This window comes from Jingyaoa shaoxingensis (genome assembly GCF_014385005.1).
GTDB classification, from domain to species: domain Bacteria; phylum Bacillota; class Clostridia; order Lachnospirales; family Lachnospiraceae; genus Marvinbryantia; species Marvinbryantia shaoxingensis.
In genome coordinates this window covers 168,757-193,673 of the sequence record NZ_JACRSZ010000001.1, presented here as the reverse complement: position 1 = coordinate 193,673, position 24,917 = coordinate 168,757, and the positions used below count along the sequence as shown (strand labels likewise).

Annotated in this window: 25 protein-coding genes; 24 read left to right on the top strand and 1 reads right to left on the bottom strand. The window is 44.1% G+C overall.

Annotation, left to right across the window (positions count from 1 at the left end):
* Window positions 1-5: 5 nt before the first annotated feature.
* The 14 genes from H8716_RS00860 to truA all read left to right on the top strand — a co-directional run bounded on the left by H8716_RS00860 (window position 6) and on the right by truA (window position 12,768).
* Window positions 6-896 carry a quinate/shikimate dehydrogenase gene (locus H8716_RS00860; RefSeq protein WP_334299699.1) on the top strand — a complete coding sequence of 297 codons (891 nt, stop codon included), beginning with the start codon at window positions 6-8 and terminating at the stop codon, window positions 894-896.
* 286 nt (window positions 897-1,182) lie between these two features.
* Window positions 1,183-2,052 (top strand): shikimate dehydrogenase, encoded by an 870-nt coding sequence (gene aroE, locus H8716_RS00855; protein WP_249306585.1) that lies wholly within the window; start codon window positions 1,183-1,185, stop codon window positions 2,050-2,052.
* 160 nt (window positions 2,053-2,212) lie between these two features.
* Entirely contained in the window at window positions 2,213-2,506 is a 294-nt protein-coding gene (locus H8716_RS00850) for a DUF2325 domain-containing protein (protein WP_249306583.1), read from the top strand.
* A 152-nt stretch (window positions 2,507-2,658) separates the two neighbouring features.
* A complete protein-coding gene (locus H8716_RS00845) occupies window positions 2,659-3,417 on the top strand; it encodes an exodeoxyribonuclease III (protein WP_249306581.1) in 759 nt (252 codons plus the stop codon).
* A gap of 150 nt (window positions 3,418-3,567) precedes the next feature.
* The gene (locus H8716_RS00840; RefSeq protein ID WP_249306579.1) at window positions 3,568-4,089 is read left to right on the top strand and encodes a peptidylprolyl isomerase; all 522 of its coding nucleotides are present in this window, start codon (window positions 3,568-3,570) and stop codon (window positions 4,087-4,089) included.
* Window positions 4,083-4,886, top strand: coding sequence for a GNAT family N-acetyltransferase (locus H8716_RS00835; RefSeq protein ID WP_249306577.1), 804 nt, complete (start codon window positions 4,083-4,085; stop codon window positions 4,884-4,886). Before H8716_RS00840 ends, H8716_RS00835 begins: the two co-directional genes overlap by 7 nt.
* 132 nt (window positions 4,887-5,018) lie before the next feature.
* A complete protein-coding gene (locus H8716_RS00830) occupies window positions 5,019-5,912 on the top strand; it encodes a MetQ/NlpA family ABC transporter substrate-binding protein (protein ID WP_249306575.1) in 894 nt (297 codons plus the stop codon).
* Between the two features lie 261 nt (window positions 5,913-6,173).
* Window positions 6,174-7,184: a methionine ABC transporter ATP-binding protein gene (locus H8716_RS00825; RefSeq protein ID WP_249306573.1), complete on the top strand. Its 1,011-nt coding sequence runs from the start codon at window positions 6,174-6,176 to the stop codon at window positions 7,182-7,184.
* Complete coding sequence (locus H8716_RS00820; RefSeq protein ID WP_249306571.1) at window positions 7,174-7,839, top strand: methionine ABC transporter permease; 666 nt, start codon at window positions 7,174-7,176, stop codon at window positions 7,837-7,839. The genes H8716_RS00825 and H8716_RS00820 overlap by 11 nt, the downstream gene beginning before the upstream one ends.
* Window positions 7,840-7,869: 30 nt before the next feature.
* A complete protein-coding gene (malQ, locus tag H8716_RS00815) occupies window positions 7,870-9,354 on the top strand; it encodes a 4-alpha-glucanotransferase (protein ID WP_249306569.1) in 1,485 nt (494 codons plus the stop codon).
* Window positions 9,355-9,405: 51 nt separating this feature from the next.
* Complete coding sequence (locus H8716_RS00810; protein WP_249306566.1) at window positions 9,406-10,296, top strand: energy-coupling factor transporter ATPase; 891 nt, start codon at window positions 9,406-9,408, stop codon at window positions 10,294-10,296.
* Window positions 10,287-11,159, top strand: coding sequence for an energy-coupling factor transporter ATPase (locus H8716_RS00805; protein WP_249306563.1), 873 nt, complete (start codon window positions 10,287-10,289; stop codon window positions 11,157-11,159). The genes H8716_RS00810 and H8716_RS00805 overlap by 10 nt, the downstream gene beginning before the upstream one ends.
* Complete coding sequence (locus tag H8716_RS00800; RefSeq protein WP_249306561.1) at window positions 11,152-11,958, top strand: energy-coupling factor transporter transmembrane component T family protein; 807 nt, start codon at window positions 11,152-11,154, stop codon at window positions 11,956-11,958. The genes H8716_RS00805 and H8716_RS00800 overlap by 8 nt, the downstream gene beginning before the upstream one ends.
* A 57-nt stretch (window positions 11,959-12,015) precedes the next feature.
* Entirely contained in the window at window positions 12,016-12,768 is a 753-nt protein-coding gene (gene truA, locus H8716_RS00795; RefSeq protein ID WP_249306559.1) for a tRNA pseudouridine(38-40) synthase TruA, read from the top strand.
* Here truA and H8716_RS00790 read toward each other — a convergent pair.
* The gene (locus tag H8716_RS00790; RefSeq protein WP_249306557.1) at window positions 12,763-13,209 is read right to left on the bottom strand and encodes a CYTH domain-containing protein; all 447 of its coding nucleotides are present in this window, start codon (window positions 13,207-13,209) and stop codon (window positions 12,763-12,765) included. The genes truA and H8716_RS00790 overlap by 6 nt on opposite strands.
* 217 nt (window positions 13,210-13,426) lie before the next feature.
* On the opposite strand from H8716_RS00790, the gene H8716_RS00785 reads away from it, so the two are divergent.
* From H8716_RS00785 to H8716_RS00740, 10 genes are all read left to right on the top strand, one after another.
* The gene (locus tag H8716_RS00785; RefSeq protein ID WP_249306555.1) at window positions 13,427-13,978 is read left to right on the top strand and encodes a DJ-1 family glyoxalase III; all 552 of its coding nucleotides are present in this window, start codon (window positions 13,427-13,429) and stop codon (window positions 13,976-13,978) included.
* A gap of 442 nt (window positions 13,979-14,420) precedes the next feature.
* A complete protein-coding gene (gene tig / locus H8716_RS00780) occupies window positions 14,421-15,740 on the top strand; it encodes a trigger factor (RefSeq protein WP_249306553.1) in 1,320 nt (439 codons plus the stop codon).
* A gap of 43 nt (window positions 15,741-15,783) precedes the next feature.
* Window positions 15,784-16,365, top strand: a complete 582-nt coding sequence (gene clpP / locus H8716_RS00775; protein ID WP_249306543.1) for an ATP-dependent Clp endopeptidase proteolytic subunit ClpP — start codon at window positions 15,784-15,786, stop codon at window positions 16,363-16,365.
* 126 nt (window positions 16,366-16,491) lie between these two features.
* Window positions 16,492-17,790 carry an ATP-dependent Clp protease ATP-binding subunit ClpX gene (gene clpX, locus H8716_RS00770; RefSeq protein WP_249306542.1) on the top strand — a complete coding sequence of 433 codons (1,299 nt, stop codon included), beginning with the start codon at window positions 16,492-16,494 and terminating at the stop codon, window positions 17,788-17,790.
* Between the two features lie 8 nt (window positions 17,791-17,798).
* A complete protein-coding gene (gene lon / locus H8716_RS00765) occupies window positions 17,799-20,159 on the top strand; it encodes an endopeptidase La (protein ID WP_249306540.1) in 2,361 nt (786 codons plus the stop codon).
* 83 nt (window positions 20,160-20,242) lie between these two features.
* Window positions 20,243-20,851 (top strand): ribosome biogenesis GTP-binding protein YihA/YsxC, encoded by a 609-nt coding sequence (gene yihA / locus H8716_RS00760; RefSeq protein WP_249306538.1) that lies wholly within the window; start codon window positions 20,243-20,245, stop codon window positions 20,849-20,851.
* A 242-nt stretch (window positions 20,852-21,093) separates the two neighbouring features.
* Entirely contained in the window at window positions 21,094-22,875 is a 1,782-nt protein-coding gene (pepF, locus tag H8716_RS00755; protein WP_249306537.1) for an oligoendopeptidase F, read from the top strand.
* Window positions 22,876-22,993: 118 nt separating this feature from the next.
* Entirely contained in the window at window positions 22,994-23,275 is a 282-nt protein-coding gene (locus tag H8716_RS00750) for a hypothetical protein (RefSeq protein ID WP_249306536.1), read from the top strand.
* Between the two features lie 12 nt (window positions 23,276-23,287).
* On the top strand, window positions 23,288-24,598 hold the full coding sequence (locus H8716_RS00745; RefSeq protein WP_249306534.1) for a sedoheptulokinase: 1,311 nt from the start codon (window positions 23,288-23,290) through the stop codon (window positions 24,596-24,598).
* 58 nt (window positions 24,599-24,656) lie between these two features.
* Window positions 24,657-24,884: a hypothetical protein gene (locus H8716_RS00740; RefSeq protein ID WP_249306532.1), complete on the top strand. Its 228-nt coding sequence runs from the start codon at window positions 24,657-24,659 to the stop codon at window positions 24,882-24,884.
* Window positions 24,885-24,917 lie beyond the last annotated feature (33 nt).

The following is a 24,917-nucleotide window of genomic DNA, read 5'->3' as shown; positions in this document are numbered from 1 at the left end:
AAAGTATTATGCCAAATATTACAGGACATACAGAATTAGTAGGACTGATGGCTTATCCAATCCGCCACAGCCAGTCACCATCCACACACAACCTTGCATACGACAAAAACGGCGATGATGTCATCCAGCTTGCTTTTGAAGTAGATAATGATTCCTTAAAAGATGCCGTACAGGCGATCCGCGCACTGAAGATGCTGGGATCCAACATCTCCATGCCAAACAAGACAGTTGTACATCAGTATCTGGATGAGGTAGACGAAGCAGCAAGACTGTGCGGAGCAATCAATACTGTTGTTAATACCCGTGATGAGAACGGTAATGTAACCGGCAAACTGAAAGGTTACAATACAGACGGTATGGGATACTGGCAGGGAATTAAAGAAGAAGGCATTGACTTCAAGGGAATGAAGATGGTTCTGATCGGAACCGGCGGAGCTGCTACTGCAATCGCAGTACGTGGTGCCCTGGATGGTCTGGGAGAACTGGCAATCTTCAATATCAAAGATAAATTCTATGCACGTGGAGAAGAGATCGTAGAGACCATCAACAAGAATACGAACTGCAAGGCATCTATGCATGATCTGGCAGACAAAGATCTCCTGAAGAAACTGATGCAGGAAGCTGACATCTTCTGTGATGCAACAGGAGTTGGCATGCATCCACTGGAAGACTTATCCAATATTCCGGATCCTTCTTACTTCAAGAAAGACCTGATTGTAACAGATACCGTATATGCACCGCGTGAAACGGTTATGATGAAACAGGCAAAAGAAGCAGGATGCACCAGAGTATACAACGGAATGAGCATGATGCTGTTCCAGGCACTGATTGCCATTGAGTTATATACAGGCAAATCTACACCGGTAGATTATATGAAAGAGAAACTTGGTATCTAACAATACCTCCAAATAGATAACAAGCGCCAGAGTCATGTAGGGCTTCACACCTCACAGACTCACAATTAGGTAAATTGTAACAAAGGAGACACCTGTCGATTCTGAATCAATCGGCAGGTGTTTCTGCATGTTAAGTAACTGTTCAGAGCCAATCTCCAAAATGCTACGCATTTCATCGTTAAGAAAAAATCAGATTTAGTTTTTCTTGCTTTACAGTGCTAAATCGTGTATACTTGACGTAGTTCAATTCAACAGGACGAATTTTGAACAGAAAGGAATTGAAATTATGTCAAACCATATCACAGGACACACCGGATTATTATGTTTACTTGGAAGTCCGGTTGCACACAGCGTATCTCCGGAGATGCACAACGAAGCATGCAACCAGTTAGGACTAGATTATACATATCTGGCTTTTGACGTGCCGGAAGATCAGATGCCAAAAGCAGTAGAAGGACTCCGCACCATGGGAGCAAGAGGATGGAACATTACCATGCCGGGAAAGAATATCATGTGCAGGCTGGCAGATAAGGTATCTCCTGCATCCGAAATTTCTGGAGCATGTAATACGATCGTAAATGACAACGGGGTATTGACTGCTTACACTACAGACGGTGTGGGATTCATGAGAGCAGTAGCTGAAAATGATGTAGATATTATCGGTAAGAAGATGACACTTCTCGGTGCCGGTGGAGCAGCCACAGCCATTCTGGTACAGGCAGCACTGGACGGTGTGGCAGAGATCAATGTCTTCAATGTCAGAGACGCCTTCTGGGGAAGAGCAGAAGAGATTGTAGCAAAGTTAAACGAACGTACTGAATGTAAAGTAACTCTTCATGACTATGAAGATCCGGAAGTACTGCGTGCATCCATCAAAGACAGTGCGATTCTGGTAAACGGAACATCTGTAGGCATGGCACCGAACACAGACCGCACCATCATCACAGATACCAGCATGTTCCACAAGGATCTTTTCGTATTCGATGTCATCTACAATCCACAGGAGACCCGTTTCCTTCGCGAAGCAAGAGAAGCAGGATGCAAGACAGCCAATGGTATGTACATGCTGTTATACCAGGGAGCAGCTTCCTTCAAACTGTGGACAGGACAGGATATGCCGGTAGAAATTGTAAAAGAAAAATATTTTTCAAAATAAGGAACAGCCTACTTGACAAATATGTTTTTATAAGATAGAATTACACTAATTCAAGTTAGAATCGACTAATGAAATCGTAAACCTTCCCATCAGGACGCTATGGCGGGAAGGTTTTCTAAAAACATATGGTTAGCAAAAACTAACTAAAAGGAGTGCGAATATGAGTATCGTAATTATTGGTGGAAATGAATGTATGGAATGTCGTTATCGTGAGATCTGTAAGAAAAACGGATATAAGGCAAAGGTATTTACTAAGGAAAAGGGAGCAATCCGCAAGAAACTGGGATGTCCGGATCTGATGGTGCTGTTCACCAATACGGTATCTCATAAGATGGTCAACAGCGCCACGCAGGAAGCAAAGAGAATGGAGATCCCGATTCTCCACATTCACAGCAGCAGTTCAGCAGCGCTTCAGCAGGGTCTGGAAGAATACGCAGCAAATGCAACAGCATAAAAATAAAAGAAGATAACTACAGGAAAAGCGGTCAGTCTGTTATAGTCTGGTTGCTTTTCTGCTGTTTACTGGACTGCAATTTATGATATAATAGATACAGAATGTCTGGCAAATGCGGGAATTTGCAGATGATAACGGATTGGAGAATACGCATGAAAAAATTAATATCATGGAATGTGAATGGGCTTCGTGCCTGTGTGCAGAAGGGATTTACCGAATATTTTAAAGAAGTGGATGCAGATATTTTCTGTATTCAGGAGAGCAAGCTGCAGGAAGGGCAGATTGATTTTGCACCGGAAGGATACCATGCATACTGGAATTATGCAGAGAAGAAAGGCTACTCCGGAACTGCAATTTTTACCAAAGAGGAGCCGTTGTCGGTAGCTTATGGAATCGGAATCGAAGAGCACGATCATGAAGGCAGAGTCATCACACTGGAGTTTGATCCTTTTTATATGGTGACGGTCTATACACCGAATTCCCAGAATGAGCTGGTCAGACTGCCATATCGTATGAAATGGGAAGATGATTTTCTGGCATATCTGAAGAATCTGGAGAAGACAAAACCGGTGATTTTTTGCGGAGATCTGAATGTGGCCCACAAAGAAATCGACCTGAAGAATCCGAAGACTAACCGGAAGAATGCAGGATTTACCGATGAAGAGCGGGAAAAGTTCACGAATGTAGTCAACGCTGGATTTATTGATACTTATCGTTATTTTTACCCGGATCAGGAAGGTATCTATTCCTGGTGGTCCTATCGGTTCAAAGCCAGAGAGAAAAATGCCGGATGGCGTATTGACTATTTCTGTGTTTCCGAAAGCCTGAAAGACAGACTGAAAGGGGCGTCCATCCATACCGAGGTATTCGGATCTGATCACTGCCCGGTGGAACTGGATATAGAAGTGTAAGCGAGTTTGATGAGTAACAGGATTACCATTCGACGGAAAGGAGCAGAGAACTTTATATGGGAATTATCTGGATAGCGTAGATGTATACTTGATATTTTTCAGGAAACCCACTATAATCAACACCAGAATAGTTTGAAAAGGAGAACGATTATGGCACAGAATCCAATTGTTACCATCACTATGGATAACGGTGATGTAATGAAAGCAGAACTGTATCCGGAGATTGCACCGAATACTGTAAATAACTTTATCAGCCTGGTGAAGAAGGGCTTCTATGATGGACTGATTTTCCATCGTGTGATCAATGGGTTTATGATCCAGGGTGGATGCCCGCAGGGAACCGGTATGGGTGGTCCTGGCTACTGCATCAAGGGAGAATTCACAGACAACAGATTCCAGAATGATCTGGCACATACTCCTGGTGTATTATCTATGGCAAGAGCGATGCATCCAAACTCAGGTGGATCTCAGTTCTTTATCATGCACAAGGCAGCTCCGCATCTGGATGGTTCTTATGCAGCATTTGGTAAAGTGATCGAGGGCATGGATGTGGTAAACAAGATCGCAGAAGTAGATACCGATTACAGCGACAGACCACTGGATGAGCAGAAGATCAAATCCATGACAGTAGAGACATTTGGAGTGAATTATCCGGAACCGGAAAAATGTTAAATCAAATGAAGGGTGTCGGGGATAGCAATATCCCCGGCATTTTTGTAAGTAAAGAAGCAGAATTAGAAGAAAAGTGGAAGATACATGGTATACAGGCGGTGTATTTAACCAGTCAGCCAGAGATTCTGCGAAGAATAAAGCAACTGGGTGGGGCAAGTATTTATCTGGAAGAGAAAAATGGAACCACTTGCTACGAAGCCGATTACATCTGGCAGATGTCTGATGGAATTGATTTTCCGGATGATATCTATATTCATCGCATCTGGCAGCGCCACATGCATCTTCCATGGCTGATCGCAGAGACGGAGCGTCTCATCATCCGGGAATCTGTCATGGAAGATCTGCCGTATTTTCAGAAGTTTTATGAGGAGGAACGAGGCAACCTTGATGTACAGCAATTGAGTGAAGGAGAAGAGCAGCTTCGCACTTACATCACCACCCGTTATCCATTTTTTGAGTATGGGCTCTGGACGATTGTGGATAAGGCAACTAATACTGTGATTGGCAGGGCGGGGATTGAAGAACTGCCGGAAAACTATGGCGGTCTGTCCGGCGAACCGGAGTTGTCCTACCTGTTCGGAAAAGAATACCGGGGAAATGGCTATGCTGCAGAAGCATGTCAGGCTATTCTGAATTATTCCGCAGAAGAACTGGAGATGGAAAGAATTTATTTAAGAACCTCCCAAAGCAATCTTCCTTCTCAGAAACTGGCAGAAAAACTTGGCCTGTTAAAGGTTGAATCTATAACTAAGTATAAAGATTTGCTATATTGTGGCTTATTGACTTTTGAGAGATAAGAGTATATCATTTAACCCATACAAAACCTATTAAGAAATAGGATGATATCACTGGAGTGCAGGGCGCGCAGCAATCCTTGATATCCTGAAAAAGAACGAATATATTTCAGAGAGAAAAAGGAGATTAGAATTATGAAAAGAGTACTTGCATCCATCGCAGCAGCAACATTAACCCTGGCACTGGCCGTACCTGCAGCAGCAGAAGGAACCATTAAGGTAGCAGCATCACCGACACCACATGCAGAGATCCTGGACGCAGCAAAAGAGATCCTTGCAGAAGAAGGATGGGATCTGGAAGTAACTGAATTTGAAGATTATGTTCAGCCAAACCTGGTAGTAGAAAGTGGTGACTTTGATGCCAACTATTTCCAGCATGTACCATATCTGGAAAGCTTCAATGAAGAGAAAGGAACGCATCTGGTAGATGCAGGTGACATCCACTACGAGCCATTCGGAATCTATCCTGGAACAAAGAGCAGCCTGGATGAACTGGAAGACGGAGATACCATTGCAGTACCAAATGATACTACAAACGAAGCAAGAGCACTTCTTCTTCTTCAGGACAACGGAGTACTTACCTTAAAAGAAGGTGCTGGTCTGACAGCTACAGTAAATGATATTGAATCTACCACAAAAGATATCAAGATTCAGGAACTGGAAGCAGCACAGGTACCTAGAGTACTTGGTGAAGTAGCATTCGCAGTTATCAATGGTAATTATGCAGTAGAAGCAGGACTTTCCGTAGCAGATGATGCAATCGCATACGAAGCATCTGATTCAGAAGCAGCTAAGACCTATGTAAATATCATCGCAGTAAAAGAAGGAAATGAAGACAACGAAGGTATTGTAGCACTGGTAGATGCACTGAAGTCTGACGAGATCAAAGATTTTATCAACGAGACATACAACGGAGCAGTCATTCCTTACGAATCATCAGATGACGCAGAAGCTGATACAGAAGCAGCAACTGAAGAAGCAACTGAAGAGGCAACTGAAGTAGTTGAGACTGAGACAGAGGCGCAGTAGAGAAAAAAATGTTACTGTTCACAGCCAATGTCTCGCGAGGTGTTTTTTGTGATCAAAGGTCACAGAAAACCCGAGACATACCGCGCGAAATCATGCATATGCATGATTTCTGTGCATCGCGAAGCGCGTTGCTGGTCACGGAGTGAACAGTAAAAAGAAACCGGAACATGAACGAGGGGCAGATGTGGGATTTTATCTTGCAACTGCCCTGTTTTTACGATAGAATAAAGCGTGTTGCAAAGAAATAAGAGGAGGAAACCCATGGAACCGATTATTAAAATAGAACATCTGGATAAGTGGTTTAAAGTCAAAGACATGGATGTACATGCTCTGGATGATATTTCTCTCGATATTTACAAGGGAGAGATCTACGGCATCATCGGTATGTCCGGTGCAGGTAAGAGTACTCTGGTGCGCTGCCTGAACTTTTTGGAGAGACCCACATCCGGAGATGTGATTGTAGATGGAAAGAATCTGGCAAAGTTATCCAATAAAGAGCTGCGTGCCACCAGAAAAGACATTGGTATGATTTTTCAGCATTTCAACCTGCTGATGCAGAGAAATGTACTGGACAATGTATGTTTTCCGATGGAACTGGCAGGGGTTAAGAAAAAAGATGCCAGAGAAAAGGCACTGGAATATCTGAAGATTGTAGGACTGGAAGAGAAAGCAAAAGCTTATCCGGCGCAGCTTTCCGGTGGACAGAAGCAGCGTGTGGCCATTGCCAGAGTGCTGGCCAGTGATCCTAAGATCCTGCTCTGTGATGAAGCAACCAGTGCATTGGATCCGCAGACTACTAAGTCCATTCTACAACTGTTAAAGGAGATCAATCAGAAGTATGGTATTACCATTGTAATCATTACCCATGAGATGGCAGTAGTGCAGGAGATTTGCAGCCATGTGGCAATCATTGATCACGGTAAGCTGGCAGAGCACGGTCTGGTCAGTGACATTTTCACTGCACCGAAGTCCAAGGAAGCTAAGAAGCTGATCTATCAGGGCTATGAACATGTGAAAGAGATGAAAGGTAAGCGTTGTGTGCGAATTGTATTTTCGGAGAACTCATCTTTTGAGCCGGTAATCGGAAACATGGTATTAACATGCAAGGCACCGGTAAACATTCTTTATGCTCATACCACAGATCTTGATGGGGTAGCCAAGGGAGAGATGATCCTGCAGCTGCCGGAAGACCGAATCATCGGAGATCAGATGATTGAGTATCTGAAAAAAGCAAAACTTGCAGTGGAGGTGTTAGAAGATTATGTGGGATAGTACTATAATTATGATGATCGTCCGTGGTATCGGAGAGACCTTATATATGACACTGACATCCACCCTGCTTGGGTATGTTCTGGGACTGCCAATGGGTATTTTACTGGTAATCTGTGCAAAAGACGGCATTCGTCCGAATGCATTTGTTTACAAGATTTTTGACTTGATTTCCAACATATTCAGAAGTATACCGTTCCTGATTTTACTGATTCTGGTTATGCCTCTGACTGCGAAGCTGGTCGGAAAAAGTTATGGATCCACAGCAACGATTGTACCATTGACCTTTGCTGCAGCACCGTACATTGCACGTATGGTAGAGTCTTCTTTAAAAGAAGTAGACCGTGGTGTGATTGAGGCAGCACAGAGTATGGGAGCCAGCACATGGGAGATTGTGTGGAAGGTCTATTTAAAAGAAGCCAGAACATCCCTGATTGTGAATGCAACTATCGCAACAGGAACGATTCTTGGATATTCTGCTATGGCAGGAACTGTCGGCGGCGGTGGTCTGGGAGATATCGCCATTCGTTATGGATACTACCGTTATCAGGTGGATATCATGATTGTGACCGTCATTATTCTGGTACTTCTGGTGCAGTTATTCCAGAGCATCGGAATGCTGATCTCCAAGAAGATGGACAGAAGACGGATCGACTAAAATATAAAAAGAGAAAAAGAGGAAGAACAAGTGAAGAGAGCAAGTGGCATTTTGCTGCCAATCAGCAGCCTTCCATCCCCGTACGGGATTGGAACATTTTCAAAAGAAGCATATAAATTCGTAGATTTTCTGGCAAATGCCGGACAGACCTACTGGCAGATTCTCCCGCTGGGACCTACCAGCTACGGAGACTCACCGTATCAGTCTTTTTCTACCTTTGCAGGGAATCCATATTTTATTGACCTGAATGAACTGGTCAGAGAAAAGGTACTGACAAGAGCAGAGTGTAAGGCTGCTGACTGCACTCATCACCCGAATTATGTGGAGTATGGAGAGTTATATGAAAAGCGTTTTGACTTGTTGAAGAAGGCATACAAACGCAGCCATATTTCTGAAGATCCGGATTTTCAGAAGTTCGTGGACACAAACAGAGAGTGGATCAAAGATTACGCCCTGTTTATGACTGTAAAGAAATGCTTTCATGGAGCGTCCTGGCTGGAGTGGGCAGATGATATCCGTCTGAGATGGGACTATTCTGTGGACTACTATTACAGTCAGTATCCGGAAGAAATCGAATTTTACGAATATCTTCAGTACAAGTTCAGCCAGCAGTGGAAGAAGCTGAAGACCTATGCCAATGAAAAAGGTATTCTGATCATTGGGGATATTCCGATTTATGTGGCGATGGACAGTGCAGATGCATGGGCTCATCCGGATCTGTTCCAGATGGATGAGGATCGTAAGCCAAAGGGAGTAGCCGGATGCCCGCCGGATGCATTTTCAGATGACGGACAGCTGTGGGGCAATCCGTTATACCGCTGGGATTATCACCGCCATCAGAACTATGACTGGTGGGTCAGCCGTATGAAGCATTGCTATGAACTTTATGATGTGGTAAGAATCGACCATTTCCGTGGATTTGATGAATATTATTCCATTCCTTACGGGGATGAGACAGCAGTGAACGGTCACTGGGAAAAGGGACCTGGGATGGATCTTTTCCGTACACTGGAGCACCGTCTGGGACATAAAGAAGTCATTGCCGAAGATCTGGGTATGATGACAGAGACCGTGCGCCAGTTGGTAAAAGACAGTGGATATCCGAATATGAAGGTACTGGGATTTGCCTTTGATCCGACAGGAACCAGCGAGCATCTTCCACATAACTATGAAAAAAACTGTGTCTGCTATACAGGAACACATGACAATGAGACATTGATGCAAATGTACGATGGCATGGACAAAAAGACCCTTGCCTTTACTACCGATTATCTGAATAATGCGCATTCCACCAGAGAAGAGATCAAATGGGATTTCATTCGTCTGGCCATGCTTTCTGTGGCAGATACCTGTATTGTACCAATGCAGGATTATCTGGGACTGGGACAGGAAGCAAGAATGAACTTCCCTTCTACCACAGGAAACAACTGGAAGTGGAGAGTGGGAAAAGAAGATCTGACCAAACAACTGGCAAAGGAGATTCTGCATCTGACAAAATTAAGCTGCAGACTGTAAAAATAAAAAGATTCACATATGCACACATGGAACAAAAGGAGCCAGCGTGACATGAAAAGTATTATTAACATCAAGAAACTGATACACGATTATCAGAAGTATAACGAAGACGGGCAGGTGGAGTCCACCTACCGGGCAGTGGATGAGGTGAGCCTGGACGTACAGCCGGGACAGTTTATCGCCATTCTGGGACATAACGGTTCCGGAAAGTCCACTCTGGCGAAGCATCTGAATGCCATTTTGCTTCCGACAGAAGGAAGCGTTTATGTAGACGGGAAGGATACCAGAGACGAAGAGAAGATCAGAGAGATCCGTCAGACTGCCGGTATGGTCTTTCAGAATCCGGATAACCAGATCATCGGAACTGTGGTGGATGAGGATGTGGCGTTTGGACCGGAGAACATGGGCGTTCCGTCAGAAGAGATTGAAAAAAGAGTAGAAGAAGGTCTGAAGACCGTAGAGATGTGGGAGTATCGTTCTCATTCTCCGAATAAGCTGTCTGGTGGACAGAAGCAGCGTGTAGCCATTGCAGGAGTAGTGGCCATGCACCCTAAGTGCATTGTGCTGGACGAACCGACGGCTATGCTGGATCCGGTTGGACGAAGAGAGGTGATTCGAGCAGCACGGAAATTAAATAAAGAAGAACATGTGACGATTATTCTGATCACGCATTATATGGAAGAAGTGACTTTTGCGGATCAGGTGATTGTCATGGATCAGGGAAAGATTCTGATGCAGGGAACACCCAAAGAAGTATTTTCCAGAGTAGAAGAATTAAAAGAGCACCGTCTGGACGTGCCACAAGTGACTATGCTGGCGCATGAACTGCGAAAGAGTGGCCTGAATATTCCGGAAGGTATACTGACTCGTGAAGAACTGATCGGGGAACTGGTAAAACTCAAAACGACGGGTGCAACAGAGGGGGGGGCCATATGTCCATAAAACTGGAACACATCAACTATGTCTATGGAGCGGGAACTGCCTACGAGAAGCATGCACTGAAGGATATCAATCTGGAGATACCTGATGGTCAGTTTGTGGGAATTATCGGACATACCGGATCTGGGAAGTCTACACTGATTCAGCACCTGAACGGACTGATCAAGGCAACCAGCGGTGAGATCTACTATAATGGAGAGAATATTTATGCAGATGGATATTCCATGAAGGAGCTGCGCAGTCATGTAGGACTGGTATTTCAGTATCCGGAGTATCAGCTATTTGAGTCGGATGTATTATCGGACGTCTGCTTCGGCCCGAAAAATCTGGGACTTCCGGAAGAAGAAGTGAAAGCAAGAAGTCTGGAAGCATTGCACCAGGTAGGATTAAAAGAAAAGCATTATGACAAGTCACCTTTTGATTTATCCGGTGGACAGAAGCGCCGTGTGGCAATAGCAGGAATTCTCGCTATGCACCCGGAGGTACTGATTCTGGACGAACCGACTGCAGGTCTGGATCCCAAAGGCCGGGATGATATTCTGGATCAGATCCAGAAGCTCCATAAAGAACAGGGGATTACGGTCATTCTGGTTTCCCACAGCATGGAGGATGTGGCAAAATACGTGGATCGTATTATTGTCATGGATCATGGCTGTATGAAGTTTGACGGGGAACCGAAAAAGGTATTTGAACACTACAAAGAACTGGAAAGCATTGGACTGGCTGCACCGCAGGTGACTTACGTGATGCAGACTTTAAAAGAAAAAGGATTTGATGTGGATGTGCATGCGATTACCATAGAAGAAGCAAAACAGTCCATTTTACATGCATTTGGAATGGAAGATCGGAGGGTGAACCATGATTAGAGATATTACTATCGGACAGTATTACCCAACCGATTCGGTCATTCATCGTCTGGATCCTAGAACCAAGCTGGTATGGACTCTGGCGTATATTTTTTCACTGTTTCTGTTCCGTTCCTTTGCGTCCTATGCAGTGGCAACCATACTGCTGATTACTGTAATTAAGATATCAAAAGTACCATTCAAGTTTATGGTAAAGGGCATGAAAGCAGTGGTGATCCTGCTTTTGATAACGGTTGCGTTTAATTTGTTCCTTATACCGGGAACGACTCTGGTACAGATCTGGAAGCTGCGCATTACCTATGAAGGATTAAATACGGCAGTCTTTATGGCACTGCGCCTGACTTATCTGATCATTGGTTCTTCTGTGATGACACTGACCACCACGCCGAACCAGCTGACAGACGGAATGGAAAAGGGGCTTGCGCCGTTAAATAAAATTCATGTACCGGTACATGACGTGGCCATGATGATGTCCATTGCCCTGAGATTCATTCCGATTTTGCTGGAAGAGACAGACAAGATCATGAAGGCACAGATGGCAAGGGGAGCGGATTTTGAAACAGGTAATCTGATTACTAAGGCAAAAAATATGATTCCGCTTCTGGTACCGTTGTTTATATCAGCTTTCCGCCGTGCTAATGATCTGGCCATGGCAATGGAAGCAAGAGGATATTACGGAGGGGAAGGACGAACTAAGATGCGTCCTCTCGTTTATCAGAAAAATGACCGGATTGCTTATATAATTTTACCATTGTATCTGATGGCTATGTTTGCGGCAAAGAAAATTGTAGGAGTATAATTGTTCTGAAACTGTTGCCACCAAAAGGCAATGAACAGACATGAAGAGATATAGTATATGAAGCGAGTAAAACTGACTGTGGCCTATGATGGCACCAATTATCATGGCTGGCAGATTCAGCCAAACGGAGTCACGATAGAAGAAGTATTAAATCATCATTTATCTGAACTTCTGAGGGAACCGATTAAGATTATCGGAGCCAGCAGAACGGATGCCGGGGTGCATGCCAGAGGCAATGTGGCAGTCTTTGACACCAGCGCCAGAATGCCGGCAGAAAAGATCTCCTATGCGTTAAATACCAGGCTTCCTGCAGATATCCGTATTCAGGATTCGCGGGAAGTACGGCCGGACTTTCACCCAAGATTTTGTGAGACGGTGAAGACCTATGAATACTGCATTCTGAACCGAAAGTTCCCGGATCCTACCAGACGGCTCTATGCATTATTCTACTACTATCCACTGGATCTGGAGAAAATGAGACAGGCAGCAGGATATCTGGTAGGAGAACATGATTTCAAGAGTCTGTGTACTCAGAAGCCAGAGGTGGAAAATACGGTTCGGACGATTTATTCTGTGGACATTATCAAAGAAGACGATCTGATCCGGATAAGGATCTGTGGAAACGGATTTTTATACAATATGATCCGTATCATCGTAGGAACCCTGCTTCGCATCGGAAGTGGTTATTACGAACCGGAATATATGAAAGAACTATTGGAATTAAAAAACCGGCAGGCTGCCGGAGAGACGGCGCCTCCCCAGGGACTGACCCTGGTGGAGATCCGGTATCCGGAGGAAGAAAAATTATAATTGTTTGCTGAGACAGCTGTTATGATAACGTCCGTCCATGGTAACGTCTTTGCCGAACCAGGCTGGCGGCACAAATGCATTGGCAGCCTCTTCGGATGGAAATTCCACTTCTGCCAGCCTAAGCGTTTCAAATGGTTCGTGAAACACATCCAGCTCAATGGTTAATTCATCATCGATGGGAATCAGATATCTCTTTTTAGAGATCAGATTGCCGTCGATTTTTTCTTTTAAATGCTCATAAGCCTCCTGATTTAAAGGCAGATTATACTCTTCCCGGCACATTAGCCCTTTTCCTTTGTAAGTTAAAATATAATTATCATCCTGACGGCGGATACGTACCACCGGATCAGTGCAGAGATAACCCTGCTCAATCAGGTGAAAAGCATAAGATTCCAGATCATCCGGCAGCTTCGGAATTAAAAATTTACGTTCGATTTCCATAAGAGACTCCTTTCAGGCAGGAACAGAATTCCTGATAATGTATTCATTTTGTATTGTAGCGAGAGAAAAAAATGATGTCAAGACAGATAGGAGTTCACAGAATTTTTACGAAAAAGAAATTGCGTGGAAGGAGTGAAAGTGGGTATAATAGAAGACAGAGATGTGAAAAATCAGATTTTATGAATGAAAATATATATGAAAAAGAGGGGGAATAACTATGAGCAAATTATACATATTTCTGGCAGATGGATTTGAAGAGATCGAAGGACTGACTGTAGTGGATATCCTGAGACGTGCAGGCGTGGAAGTAACCACAGTATCCATTATGGGCAAAAAGACCATTGTGGGAGCACATAAGATTACACTGGAAGCAGATGAGGTATTTGAAGACTGCAATTTCTCAGACGGAGATATGTTCGTTCTGCCTGGAGGAATGCCAGGTACACTTCATCTGGGAGAACATCAGTATCTTGCGGAACTTCTGAAGAAAGCAGATCATGAGAAAAAAGGCATCGCAGCCATCTGTGCAGCGCCAAGCGTACTGGGAGATCTGGGACTGTTAAAGGGCAAAAAAGCAACCTGCTATCCGGGATTTGAAGAAAGACTGACCGGAGCATCCACATCCACCGACCCGGTAGTGACAGATGGACACATCACCACCAGCCGCGGCATGGGAACCGCAATTCCATTTGCGCTGGAACTGGTAACACGCATGTGCGGTAAAGAAAAATCTGAAGCGTTATCGAAAAGCATCATATACAATATCTGATAATAGCAGACATATATAGTCACAGAAATTGTGTTTTTTTGGTGATCAGTGGTATTTGTCTGCATACAGTTGCAGAAGAAGAAAACTCATGTTCACAAAATGGCAGCGAAGTTTTCGCCATGATGCAGCACGCAAGCGGTGTCTGCGGAGCGTGTCTGAGCTGCAAAGCAGCGAGTTCGCGGGAGCAGACAGCAATAGGCGCGTGCGAATCATAGAAAACAAGCGTATTTTGGAACAGAGTTTCTTCTTCGCGCAACGTCCGTCAGACAAAATACATTTTCATCACGAAAAAAGTACTAGCCATTTACGCCAACTTATGTTATAGTACTAAAATGAGTGTAAGCATGGGAAAGTGCGCATTTTTATTTGTGGGTATGTCGCCTGTCGGTGATATGTCCACCTGAAAGACGAGAAGTAAGATATCAAGGAGGAACTATCTAAAATGAGTTTAAAGGTAGAAAATTTAGAGCACAATATGGCAAAACTGACCATCGAAGTCAGCGCTGAAGAGTTTGAAGAAGCAATCAAGCATGCATATGTAAAAAATAAAAACAAGATCAACATCCACGGATTCCGTAAAGGAAAAGCTCCACAGGCTATGATCGAAAAGATGTACGGCGCAGGTATCTTCTATGAAGATGCAGCAAACGAGCTGATCCCGAAGGCATATGACGCAGAGATCGAGAACTGTGATCTGGATCTGGTTTCCCAGCCAAAGATCGATGTAGTTCAGATCGAAAAAGGCAAACCATTCATCTTCACAGCAGAAGTAGCTGTAAAACCGGAAGTTACTCTTGGAGCATATGAAGGAGTAGAAGTTCCGAAGACAGAGATCAACGTTACAGATGAAGAAGTAGATGCAGAAGTTGACAAAGAAAGAGAAAAGAACTCCAGAACCATCGCTGTAGAAGACAGAGGTGTTGAAAACGGAGATATGATCAAACTTGACTTTGACGGCTCTGTAGACGGTGTTGCATTCGATGGCGGAAAAGCTGAGAACTATGACCTGACAGTTGGATCAGGAAGCTTCATCCCGGGATTTGAAGACCAGTTAGTAGGTGTAAAAGCCGGTGAAGAAAAAGAAGTAAAAGTTACTTTCCCAGAAGATTACCATGCAAAAGATCTGGCTGGAAAAGAAGCGGTCTTCAAGTGCAAAGTAAATGAGATTAAAGTAAAAGAACTTCCGGAAGCAAATGACGAATTTGCTCAGGATGTATCTGAATTCGATACACTGGCTGAGTACAAGGAAGATCTGAAGAAAAAACTGACAGAACGTAAAGAAACAGCAGCAAAGAATGCAAAAGAAGCTGCAGCAGTAGAAGCAGCAGTTGCTAACGCTGAGATGGATATCCCGGATGCTATGGTAGACGGACAGGTAAGACAGATGGCAAATGACTTCGCAAGAAGAATTCAGTCCCAAGGTCTTACAGTAGATCAGTACTTCCAGTTTACAGGAATGACAGCAGAGAAGCTGATGGATCAGATGAAGCCAGAAGCTCTGAAGCGCATCAAGAACAGCCTGGTTCTGGAAGCAATCGCAGCAAAAGAGAACTTTGAGATCGCAGAAGAAAAGATCGAAGAAGAACTGAAGAAGATGTCTGAAGCTTATAAGATGGAAGTAGACAAGATCAAAGAAGCTCTTGGAGAGAGCGGACTGGATCAGATGAAAGCAGACCTGAAGATTCAGGCAGCAGTAGACTTCATCAGAGACAAAGCAAAAGAAGTAGAAAAGAAAGCTGAAGAAGAGAAAAAAGAAGACTAATTCAGTCTGACAGGAAGAATGCCGGAAGGCGGGAGGTGTTATCATGAGTTTTGTACCTTATGTCATTGAACAGACAAGCAGAGGTGAAAGATCCTATGATATTTACTCCAGATTATTAAAAGACAGAATCATCTTTTTAGGTGAAGAAGTAAATGATGTGAGTGCCAATCTGATTGTTGCACAGCTCCTTTTCCTGGAAGCAGAAGATCCGGGAAAGGACATTCAGCTGTATATCAACAGTCCGGGTGGATCTGTAAGTGCAGGATGGGCAATCTATGATACCATGCAGTATATCAAGTGCGACGTATCCACGATCTGCTTAGGTATGGCAGCCAGTATGGGAGCATTCCTTCTGGCAGGCGGAACCAAGGGCAAACGAATTGCCCTGCCGAATGCACAGATTATGATCCATCAGCCGTCAGGTGGTGCAAGAGGACAGGCTACTGAGATCAAGATCGTAGCAGAAGAAATCTTGAAAACCAGAAAAAGATTGAACGAATATCTGGCAGCAAATACAGGACAGCCACTGGAAGTAATCGAACGTGATACAGAACGTGACAATTACATGACAGCGGAAGAAGCAAAAGCATATGGTCTGATTGATATGGTAATATCAAACAGATAAGAGTAAATGACGGCGGAGTGTAGGGACTGTGCCGTCATTTTCACAATACAGGTAATAAATGAGAGAATAGAGTCAGATGATGTCTGTTTCGATCTGAGACTGGCATCTGATAAGAGGAGAACAGGAATGGCTGGAAGAATCGGAGAGCAGAAGATTCGCTGCTCATTTTGCAACAAAAGTGAAGACCAGGTACGCAAGCTGATAGCCGGACCCAATGGGGTATACATCTGCGATGACTGTGTAGAGATCTGCGGTGAGATTATCGAAGAAGAACTGGCAGAGGACTATGGCGAGCATGTGGAGCAGGAGATCAATCTGCTGAAGCCAGAAGAGATCAAAGGTGTACTGGATGATTATGTAATCGGACAGGACAATGCCAAGAAAGCACTGGCAGTAGCGGTTTATAATCATTATAAGAGAATTCTGGCGGGAAAAGATCTGGGGGTAGAGCTGCAGAAAAGTAATATCCTGATGCTGGGACCAACAGGAAGCGGAAAAACGTATCTGGCACAGACACTGGCAAGACTTCTGAATGTGCCGTTTGCCATTGCAGATGCAACAACGCTGACAGAAGCAGGCTATGTGGGAGAAGATGTGGAAAATATTCTTCTGAAGCTGATCCAGGCAGCAGATTATGATATTGAGCGTGCTCAGACAGGCATTATCTACATTGATGAGATTGATAAGATCACAAGAAAGTCTGAGAATGCGTCCATTACCAGAGATGTATCCGGTGAAGGTGTACAGCAGGCACTGCTGAAGATTCTGGAAGGAACCATTGCCAGTGTTCCGCCACAGGGCGGCAGAAAGCATCCGCAGCAGGAACTGATTCAGATTGATACAACGAATATCCTGTTTATCTGCGGCGGTGCTTTTGAAGGTCTGGATAAGATCATTGAGACACGTATGGATACCAAGACCATGGGATTCAACCGTACGCTTGATGTAAAAGCAGAGCGCAATGTTGGAGAAGTATTAAAAGAAGTAGTACCACAGGATTTTGTGAAGTTTGGTATGATCCCTGAATTTATGGGACGTGTGCCGGTAGTCGTTTCTCTGGATGCACTGGATGAAGAGACTCTGGTACGTATTTTACAGGAGCCAAAGAATTCTATTATTAAACAGTACAAGAAATTGTTTGAACTGGATGGTGTGAAGCTGGAATTCAAGGATGATGCGGTAAAAGAGATCGCACATCAGTCCATGGAACGTAAGACCGGAGCCAGAGGACTTCGTTCCGTAATGGAAAGAACCATGCAGGATCTGATGTATGTAATTCCTTCCGATGAGACGATTACAGAATGCACCATCACAAAAGAACTGGTGGATGGGACTGGAGAAGCCCAGCTGATCCACAGTGAAGAGAGACTGATTCCGGTCCATAATACCAAGAATAAGATTGTTCAGACACCGGAATCCGCATAGGAGTAAAGATGACAGAAGAAATCAAACATATTCCGGCAGTGGCACTGCGTGGCATGACCATACTTCCGGCGATGATTGTTCATTTTGATATCAGCCGGGAGATGTCTGTCAAAGCGGTAGAGCAGGCCATGCTGAAAGACCAGAAGCTTTTTGTAGTGACTCAGAAGGATCCGGAAGTTTCCGAGCCGGTGTTGGATGATCTGTACCGGATTGGAACGATCGTAGAGATTAAACAGGTGATCAAGATGCCAAAGAATATCCTGCGTGTTCTGGCAGAAGGCATTCAGAGAGCAGAACTGGTAGATATTGATGACAATCCGGAATATCTGGATGCAGATATTCTTACTTTTGCTGAAGAAGATGTCATGGAGCCAAATGAAAAAGAAGCATTACTGCGTTCCATGAAGGAGACATTTGAGCGTTACTGTGGCGTGAATGGAAAGGTCAGCAAAGAACTGATCAGCCAGATTATGGAACTCACAGATCTGGAGAAAGCAACGGCACAGATCGCCATGAACATTCCACTGTTTTATGAACAGAAGCAGAAAGTTCTGGAAGCTGTAGAACTGAAAGAGCGCTGTGAACTGTTGTGTTCCATTATGGAGAATGAGATCCAGATCATGCAGATCAAGATCGAGATCCAGGAAAAGGTAAAAGAGCGGATTGACAAGAATCAGCGGGAATATATCATGCGTGAGCAGATGAAGCTGATCCGTGAAGAATTAAAAGAAGATAATGTGAACGAAGCAGATCAGTTTGAAGAAGAACTGAAAAAGCTGAAGGCATCCAAAGAAGTAAAAGAAAAGATTCAGAAGGAGATTCAGCGTTACCGCAGTGTGGGGATGAATTCCGGTGAGAGTTCAGTAATCCGGGGATACATTGAGACACTTCTGGAGATGCCATGGGATAAGGCGTCCAAAGACAGTAAGGACATTGAACGGGCAAAGGAGATTCTGGAAGCAGATCATTATGGTCTGGAGAAGGTCAAGGAGCGTATTCTGGAGTTCCTGTCTGTCCGTATCCTGACAAAAAAAGGAGACAGTCCGATTCTTTGTCTGGTGGGACCGCCTGGAACCGGCAAGACCTCCATTGCAAGATCTATTGCGAAAGCATTGGATAAAAAATATGTCCGCATCAGTCTGGGTGGAGTCAGAGATGAAGCAGAGATCCGTGGACATCGCAGAACTTATATCGGTGCAATGCCGGGAAGGATTGCCAATAGTATCCGCACTGCAGGCGTGAAGAATCCACTGATGCTACTGGATGAGATTGACAAGCTCAGCAGTGATTACAAAGGTGATACAGCATCTGCCATGCTGGAGGTTCTGGATGGCGAGCAGAATGTGAAGTTCAGAGATCACTATATTGAGATTCCACTGGATCTGTCAGAAGTGCTATTCATTGCAACAGCCAATGATGTACAGACCATACCAAGACCTCTGCTTGACCGTATGGAACTGATTGAGATCACAAGTTATACGGAGAATGAGAAGTTTCATATTGCAAAAGAACATCTCTGGATGAAGCAGGTGGAAAAGAATGGTCTGAATCCGGAAAAGATCAGTATCACGGATGAGGCACTGAGAAAAGTGATTTCCGGATATACAAGGGAAGCAGGTGTTCGTGGACTGGAACGTAAGCTGGGTGAGATTTGCCGAAAAGCTGCCAGAGAAACCCTGGAGAAGAAAAAGAAGTCTGTGAAGATTACAGAAGAGAATCTGGAAAAGTATCTTGGAAGGGTACGTTTTACGATCCAGACACTCAATAATCAGGATGAGATTGGTATTGTAAGAGGACTGGCATGGACCAGTGTAGGCGGTGATACTCTTCAGATTGAGGTAAATACTATGCCGGGAAGAGGAGAATTCCGTCTTACAGGACAGCTGGGAGACGTCATGAAGGAATCTGCACAGGCAGGAATCAGTTATATACGTTCTGTCAGTGAACAGTATCACATTTCTGACGAATATTTCCGTAAGCATGATATACATATCCACATTCCGGAAGGTGCCGTGCCAAAAGACGGACCATCCGCAGGTGTGACCATGGCAACAGCCATGATATCTGCTATTACAAAGATTCCGGTACGTGCAGACGTGGCAATGACCGGAGAGATTACGCTTCGTGGACGGGTTCTGCCGATCGGAGGTCTGAAAGAAAAGCTTCTGGCAGCCAAGAATGCAGGAATGAAGATTGTATTTGTTCCAGCCAAGAATGAGCCAGATGTGGAAGAGATCTCAGAAGAGATCAAAAAAGGACTGGATATCCGCTATGCAGAGACGATGGAAGACATTCTTCCTGTGGCTCTTATGGGAAAGATCTCAGAAAAGAAGCCTGGAAAAAAGAAGAAAAGGGCAGAAGCAGAATAAAATACGTCCTGTGAAGGAAAATAAGGAACAGATATGTTGCGGTAAAACAGATGCAGGGCGCACAGAGAATACAGGAGAAACGAATGGTTATAAAAAATGTAGCATTAGAAACAGTATGCGGTGTTACCAGTGTATTACCGGCAAATACGAAGATGGAAGTGGCATTTGCAGGAAAATCCAATGTAGGTAAGTCTTCTCTGATCAATGCACTGATGAACCGTAAGTCACTGGCAAGAACCAGCGCACAGCCTGGAAAGACCCAGACCATTAATTTTTATAATATTAATGACGCTATGTATTTGGTGGACCTGCCGGGGTACGGTTATGCAAAAGTATCCCAGTCTGAGAAAGAAAAGTGGGGGAAGCTGATCGAGCGTTATCTTCAGAAGTCACAGATGCTCAAAGCTGTTTTTCTTCTGATTGACATCCGCCATGATCCGTCAGCTAATGACAAAATGATGTACGACTGGATTGTATACAATGGATACGATCCGATCATCATTGCCACCAAACTGGACAAGATCAAACGCAGCCAGTTACAGAAACAGGTTAAGGCAATCAAGACCGGACTGAATATGAAGTCAGATGGCATTGTCATACCGTTTTCAGCAGAAACCAAGCAGGGAAGAGAAGAAATCTGGAACCTGATTGACAGCTGGATGGAACCTGAACAACAAAGTGATAAAGAATAGATGAATATAACACAAACGGATGAACACTCTAGGTTATGATCTCCAGACGCGCTTTCGCTCTTAGCGCAGCGTAACGGTGCATAAGGAAGCAAACTACGCTTTCTAAGCACCGACGCTGTGCTGCGGTCTGGAGGACAATAATCATAGAGTGTTCTGTGTTTCTAATGGAGATGTTATTTCTGTATATTTGGCAGCTCAGAGTATAATGATAGAATTTGGATAAAGAACAGGAGGTTTGCAGTATGAAACGACAGGAACAGCAGGTGGAGAACACCTGGCGTCTGGAGGATATTTATGAGAATGAGGATCTTTTCTCCCGTGATGCGGAAAAATTAGATGCACTGATGGATGAGTTTGCGGGATTTCAGGGAACTTTGAAGGATGGCAGAGAAGCTTTGTTAAAGGTAATGCGGCTTTATGAAGAGATGAACCAGATTTTTGAGAAGTTGTATGTGTATGCGAATCAGCGTAATCATGAAGATACTGCCAATGCGAAGTACCAGAAGATGAGCGGTGAGATGAATATTGTAGCTGCCAAACTGAGTCAGGTGACAGCATGGCTGGAGAGTGAGATCCTGGAACTGGATGAAGCAGCATTAAGACAAGAAATGGAACAGGAGCCGGAATTAAAGAAATACGACTGGTTTCTGACTCAGATTACCAGAAAAAAAACGCACATTCTGGATAAGGAAAAAGAATCACTGATGGCAAGGGTAGGGGAACTGGCGCAGACCCCTTCTAACGTATTTGCCATGTTTAATAATGCAGATATTACCTTTCCGGAGATTACGGATGAAAAGGGAGAAAAACGGAAGCTGACTGTGGGTACCTTTATTTCCTGCATGGAAAGCAAAGACCGTACACTGAGAAGGCATGCATTTCAGGCTCTGTACGGTGAATATAAGCAGTATATTAATACCCTGTCAGCAGCATATTACGGCAACGCAAAGCAGGCAGACTTTTTTGCAAAAGAGCGTCATTACGGCAATGCAATGGAAGAAGCGTTGGACGGAAGCAGTATTCCGGTCTCAGTGTATAAGAACCTGATTGAGACTATGAGAAAGCGTCTTCCTGCCATGTACCGCTATGTGGCACTTCGTAAGAAGCTTCTCGGCTATGAGGAGCTCCATATGTACGATGTATATGTGCCGATGGTAGAGACTCCGGAAAAGAAATACAGCTTCGAGGAAGCCAAAGAGATTGTAAAACGAGCTCTCACACCACTGGGAGAAGACTATCAGGCGTTGCTTCAGGAAGGGTTCAACAACCGATGGATTGATGTTTATGAAAATGAAGGAAAACGAACAGGAGCCTATTCCTGGGGAGCCTATGGCAGCCATCCGTATGTGCTTCTGAACTATCATGGAAGTCTGAATGATGTCTTTACTCTGGCACATGAGATGGGACATGCACTTCATTCCTGGCATTCTGATCATAAACAGCCTTACCTGTATGCAGGATACAAGATCTTTGTGGCAGAAGTAGCATCTACCTGTAACGAAGCACTGCTGATTTCAGATCTGTTAAAACGTACCAATGACCAGACAGAACGAAAGTATCTGATTAATTATTTCCTGGATCAGTTTAAGGGAACCATGTACCGTCAGACAATGTTTGCGGAATTTGAAATGTTGACCCATGATATCGTGAATCAGGGCGGGGTACTGACGGCAGAGCAGTTATGTGAATTATATCTGACCCTGAACAAAAAATATTTTGGCGAAGAAATGATTTCAGACCCGGAAATTGCATATGAATGGGCACGCATTCCACATTTTTATACTCCATTTTATGTATATCAGTATGCCACAGGATTTGCAGCAGCTATTGCTATCAGCAGCAAGATCTTAAAGGGAGAGGAAGGAATCGTGGAGAAATATAAACAGTTCTTAAGCAGCGGAAGTTCCATGGATCCAATCGACCTGTTAAAGCTCTGTGATGTTGATATGTCTACCCCACAGCCGGTGGAAGAAGCATTGGATGTGTTTGAAAGCTATCTGAGTGAACTGGAGAAAAGTATTTAGTACTTGAAAAAGCAGTAACGACTGATATATGATAAAAAAAATGAATGCCTGATGGATTATATTCATTAAGACAAACATGGGGATATATGAGCGAAAACAAGGATTGGGAGGAAAAAATATGAATACCGTAGAGATTTTGGAACAGCTTCAGCATGATGCAAGAAAAGACGAGACCTTGAGAAAAACCTTGTTGGATACTCAGAAGGCAAAAGATCCGCTTCGTGAATTCTGTAGTACCTGCCGCAGACTGGGATATGAATTATACGAGATGGAAGTGGTAAATGCAGGAGAAGAATTCTATGCATCCATGCGCCGCAGTACCAATGGAGGTGGAGAGAATTCACCACTTCTGGATGGGGAAGATGATTTTTACGAACTGTTTATGGCGGGATTGAAGTAGAAGGAAGTTGAAATGAAAGCATTAGGTATTGACATTGGAACTACAACGATCAGTGCGGTTGTGATGAATATGGATACTCAGAAAGTGGAGAAGTCTTATACTGTCAGCAACAACAGTTTTCTTGCAACAAGCCATGTATGGGAGAAGGTACAGGATCCTGCTGTAATGATCACGAAAGCGAAGAAGCTGGTGGATTCCATTCTGGAAGAGTATCCAGAGATCGCCAGAATTGGACTGACCGGGCAAATGCACGGCATTGTTTATATTGATGAGAATGGAAGAGCAATCAGCCCATTATATACCTGGCAGGATCGCAGATGTGATGAAAAGTGCTTTGAGGGAAAAAGTATTTGTCAGGTGATAGCAGAAGAGACTGGTAGGATGGTTCCTACGGGATACGGTCTTGCCACACATATTTTTAATTTGAAGATGGGAATTGTACCAAAAGAAGCAGAGCAGATCTGTACGATTATGGATTACTTTGGAATGGTATTAACCGGAGAGAAAAGACCGTTGCTTCATAGCAGTAATGCAGCAAGTCTGGGATTTTATGATACAGAAGATGGATGCTTTGCAAAAGCAGACTTGGAATGTCTGGGTGTGGATACCAGGATTCTTCCGACGGTTACAGAAGAGTTTACGGTGATGGGTGAATACAGGGGATGTCTTGTGAGCGTAGCAATCGGTGATAATCAGGCGAGTTTTCTGGGATCAGTCCATGATATGGAGAACTCTGTTCTTGTGAATATAGGGACTGGAGGGCAAATCTCAGTACTCTCAGATCACTGTTTTACAACAGAGAATATAGAGGCACGTCCGTTAATGAAAGGCAGATATCTTCTGGCAGGATCATCTCTTTGTGGAGGAAGAGCTTATTCCACACTGGAGAAGTTCTTTCAAACTTATGCAGAGGCAGCTGGTGTGGGATATATTGATCATTATGCCGTGATGGAAAAACTGCTGGAAACCAGGGAAGAAGCAGAAAAACTTATTGTGGATACCAGATTTTCCGGAACCAGATCAGATCCTGATCAAAGAGGAAGTATAGAAGCTATCTCAACAGAAAACTTTACTCCTGCAGCACTTATTTATGGGGTGCTGGATGGAATGGTTCAGGAACTGTATGAGATGTATCAGATAATTGTATCAGAAACTGATCAGAAAAAGTCAAAAGTAATAGCATCAGGAAATGGAATCCGCAAAAATCTATGGCTTCAGAAGATCGTGAACGAGAAGTTTTGCATGCAGGTGCAACTGGCAGAATATGAAGAAGAAGCAGCAGTGGGAGCAGTGAGATCCGCAGAACTTGCGGAAATCCCTTGACAAACCTGACCCCTTTCGTTATCATGGAACATAGCGAAAGGTTGTGACAAAGAGGAGTATGTCTGTTATCGCGCCAGAGAAGGATGCCCACAGGCTGGAAGGCACCACGTATAGAGACAGACAGAAGGTAGCTTTGGAACTGAATGACCCAAGCCGGACAGGACAAGAGAATCAGATCCGGTGCGTAAGCCATTCCGGGAATTCCCGTTACAGAATAACAAGATGCAGCAGACAATTGCCGGAGATATGGGAAGTCACTGTGAACAAAGGTGGTACCGCGATATAGTCGCCCTTTGCATGCGAATGCATGCAGAGGGCG

Coding starts and splice junctions, on each gene's coding strand:
- aroE (WP_249306585.1), top strand. CDS start 1,183: ATGTCAAACCATATCACAGGACACACCGGATTATTATGTTTACTTGGA.
- H8716_RS00820 (WP_249306571.1), top strand. CDS start 7,174: ATGTGGGATAGTACTATAATTATGATGATCGTCCGTGGTATCGGAGAG.
- lon (WP_249306540.1), top strand. CDS start 17,799: ATGACAGAAGAAATCAAACATATTCCGGCAGTGGCACTGCGTGGCATG.
- H8716_RS00840 (WP_249306579.1), top strand. CDS start 3,568: ATGGCACAGAATCCAATTGTTACCATCACTATGGATAACGGTGATGTA.
- H8716_RS00825 (WP_249306573.1), top strand. CDS start 6,174: ATGGAACCGATTATTAAAATAGAACATCTGGATAAGTGGTTTAAAGTC.
- H8716_RS00835 (WP_249306577.1), top strand. CDS start 4,083: ATGTTAAATCAAATGAAGGGTGTCGGGGATAGCAATATCCCCGGCATT.
- pepF (WP_249306537.1), top strand. CDS start 21,094: ATGAAACGACAGGAACAGCAGGTGGAGAACACCTGGCGTCTGGAGGAT.
- H8716_RS00845 (WP_249306581.1), top strand. CDS start 2,659: ATGAAAAAATTAATATCATGGAATGTGAATGGGCTTCGTGCCTGTGTG.
- clpP (WP_249306543.1), top strand. CDS start 15,784: ATGAGTTTTGTACCTTATGTCATTGAACAGACAAGCAGAGGTGAAAGA.
- yihA (WP_249306538.1), top strand. CDS start 20,243: ATGGTTATAAAAAATGTAGCATTAGAAACAGTATGCGGTGTTACCAGT.
- H8716_RS00750 (WP_249306536.1), top strand. CDS start 22,994: ATGAATACCGTAGAGATTTTGGAACAGCTTCAGCATGATGCAAGAAAA.
- tig (WP_249306553.1), top strand. CDS start 14,421: ATGAGTTTAAAGGTAGAAAATTTAGAGCACAATATGGCAAAACTGACC.
- H8716_RS00850 (WP_249306583.1), top strand. CDS start 2,213: ATGAGTATCGTAATTATTGGTGGAAATGAATGTATGGAATGTCGTTAT.
- clpX (WP_249306542.1), top strand. CDS start 16,492: ATGGCTGGAAGAATCGGAGAGCAGAAGATTCGCTGCTCATTTTGCAAC.
- H8716_RS00740 (WP_249306532.1), top strand. CDS start 24,657: ATGTCTGTTATCGCGCCAGAGAAGGATGCCCACAGGCTGGAAGGCACC.
- truA (WP_249306559.1), top strand. CDS start 12,016: ATGAAGCGAGTAAAACTGACTGTGGCCTATGATGGCACCAATTATCAT.
- H8716_RS00745 (WP_249306534.1), top strand. CDS start 23,288: ATGAAAGCATTAGGTATTGACATTGGAACTACAACGATCAGTGCGGTT.
- H8716_RS00785 (WP_249306555.1), top strand. CDS start 13,427: ATGAGCAAATTATACATATTTCTGGCAGATGGATTTGAAGAGATCGAA.
- H8716_RS00830 (WP_249306575.1), top strand. CDS start 5,019: ATGAAAAGAGTACTTGCATCCATCGCAGCAGCAACATTAACCCTGGCA.
- H8716_RS00800 (WP_249306561.1), top strand. CDS start 11,152: ATGATTAGAGATATTACTATCGGACAGTATTACCCAACCGATTCGGTC.
- H8716_RS00810 (WP_249306566.1), top strand. CDS start 9,406: ATGAAAAGTATTATTAACATCAAGAAACTGATACACGATTATCAGAAG.
- H8716_RS00805 (WP_249306563.1), top strand. CDS start 10,287: ATGTCCATAAAACTGGAACACATCAACTATGTCTATGGAGCGGGAACT.
- H8716_RS00790 (WP_249306557.1), bottom strand. CDS start 13,209: ATGGAAATCGAACGTAAATTTTTAATTCCGAAGCTGCCGGATGATCTG.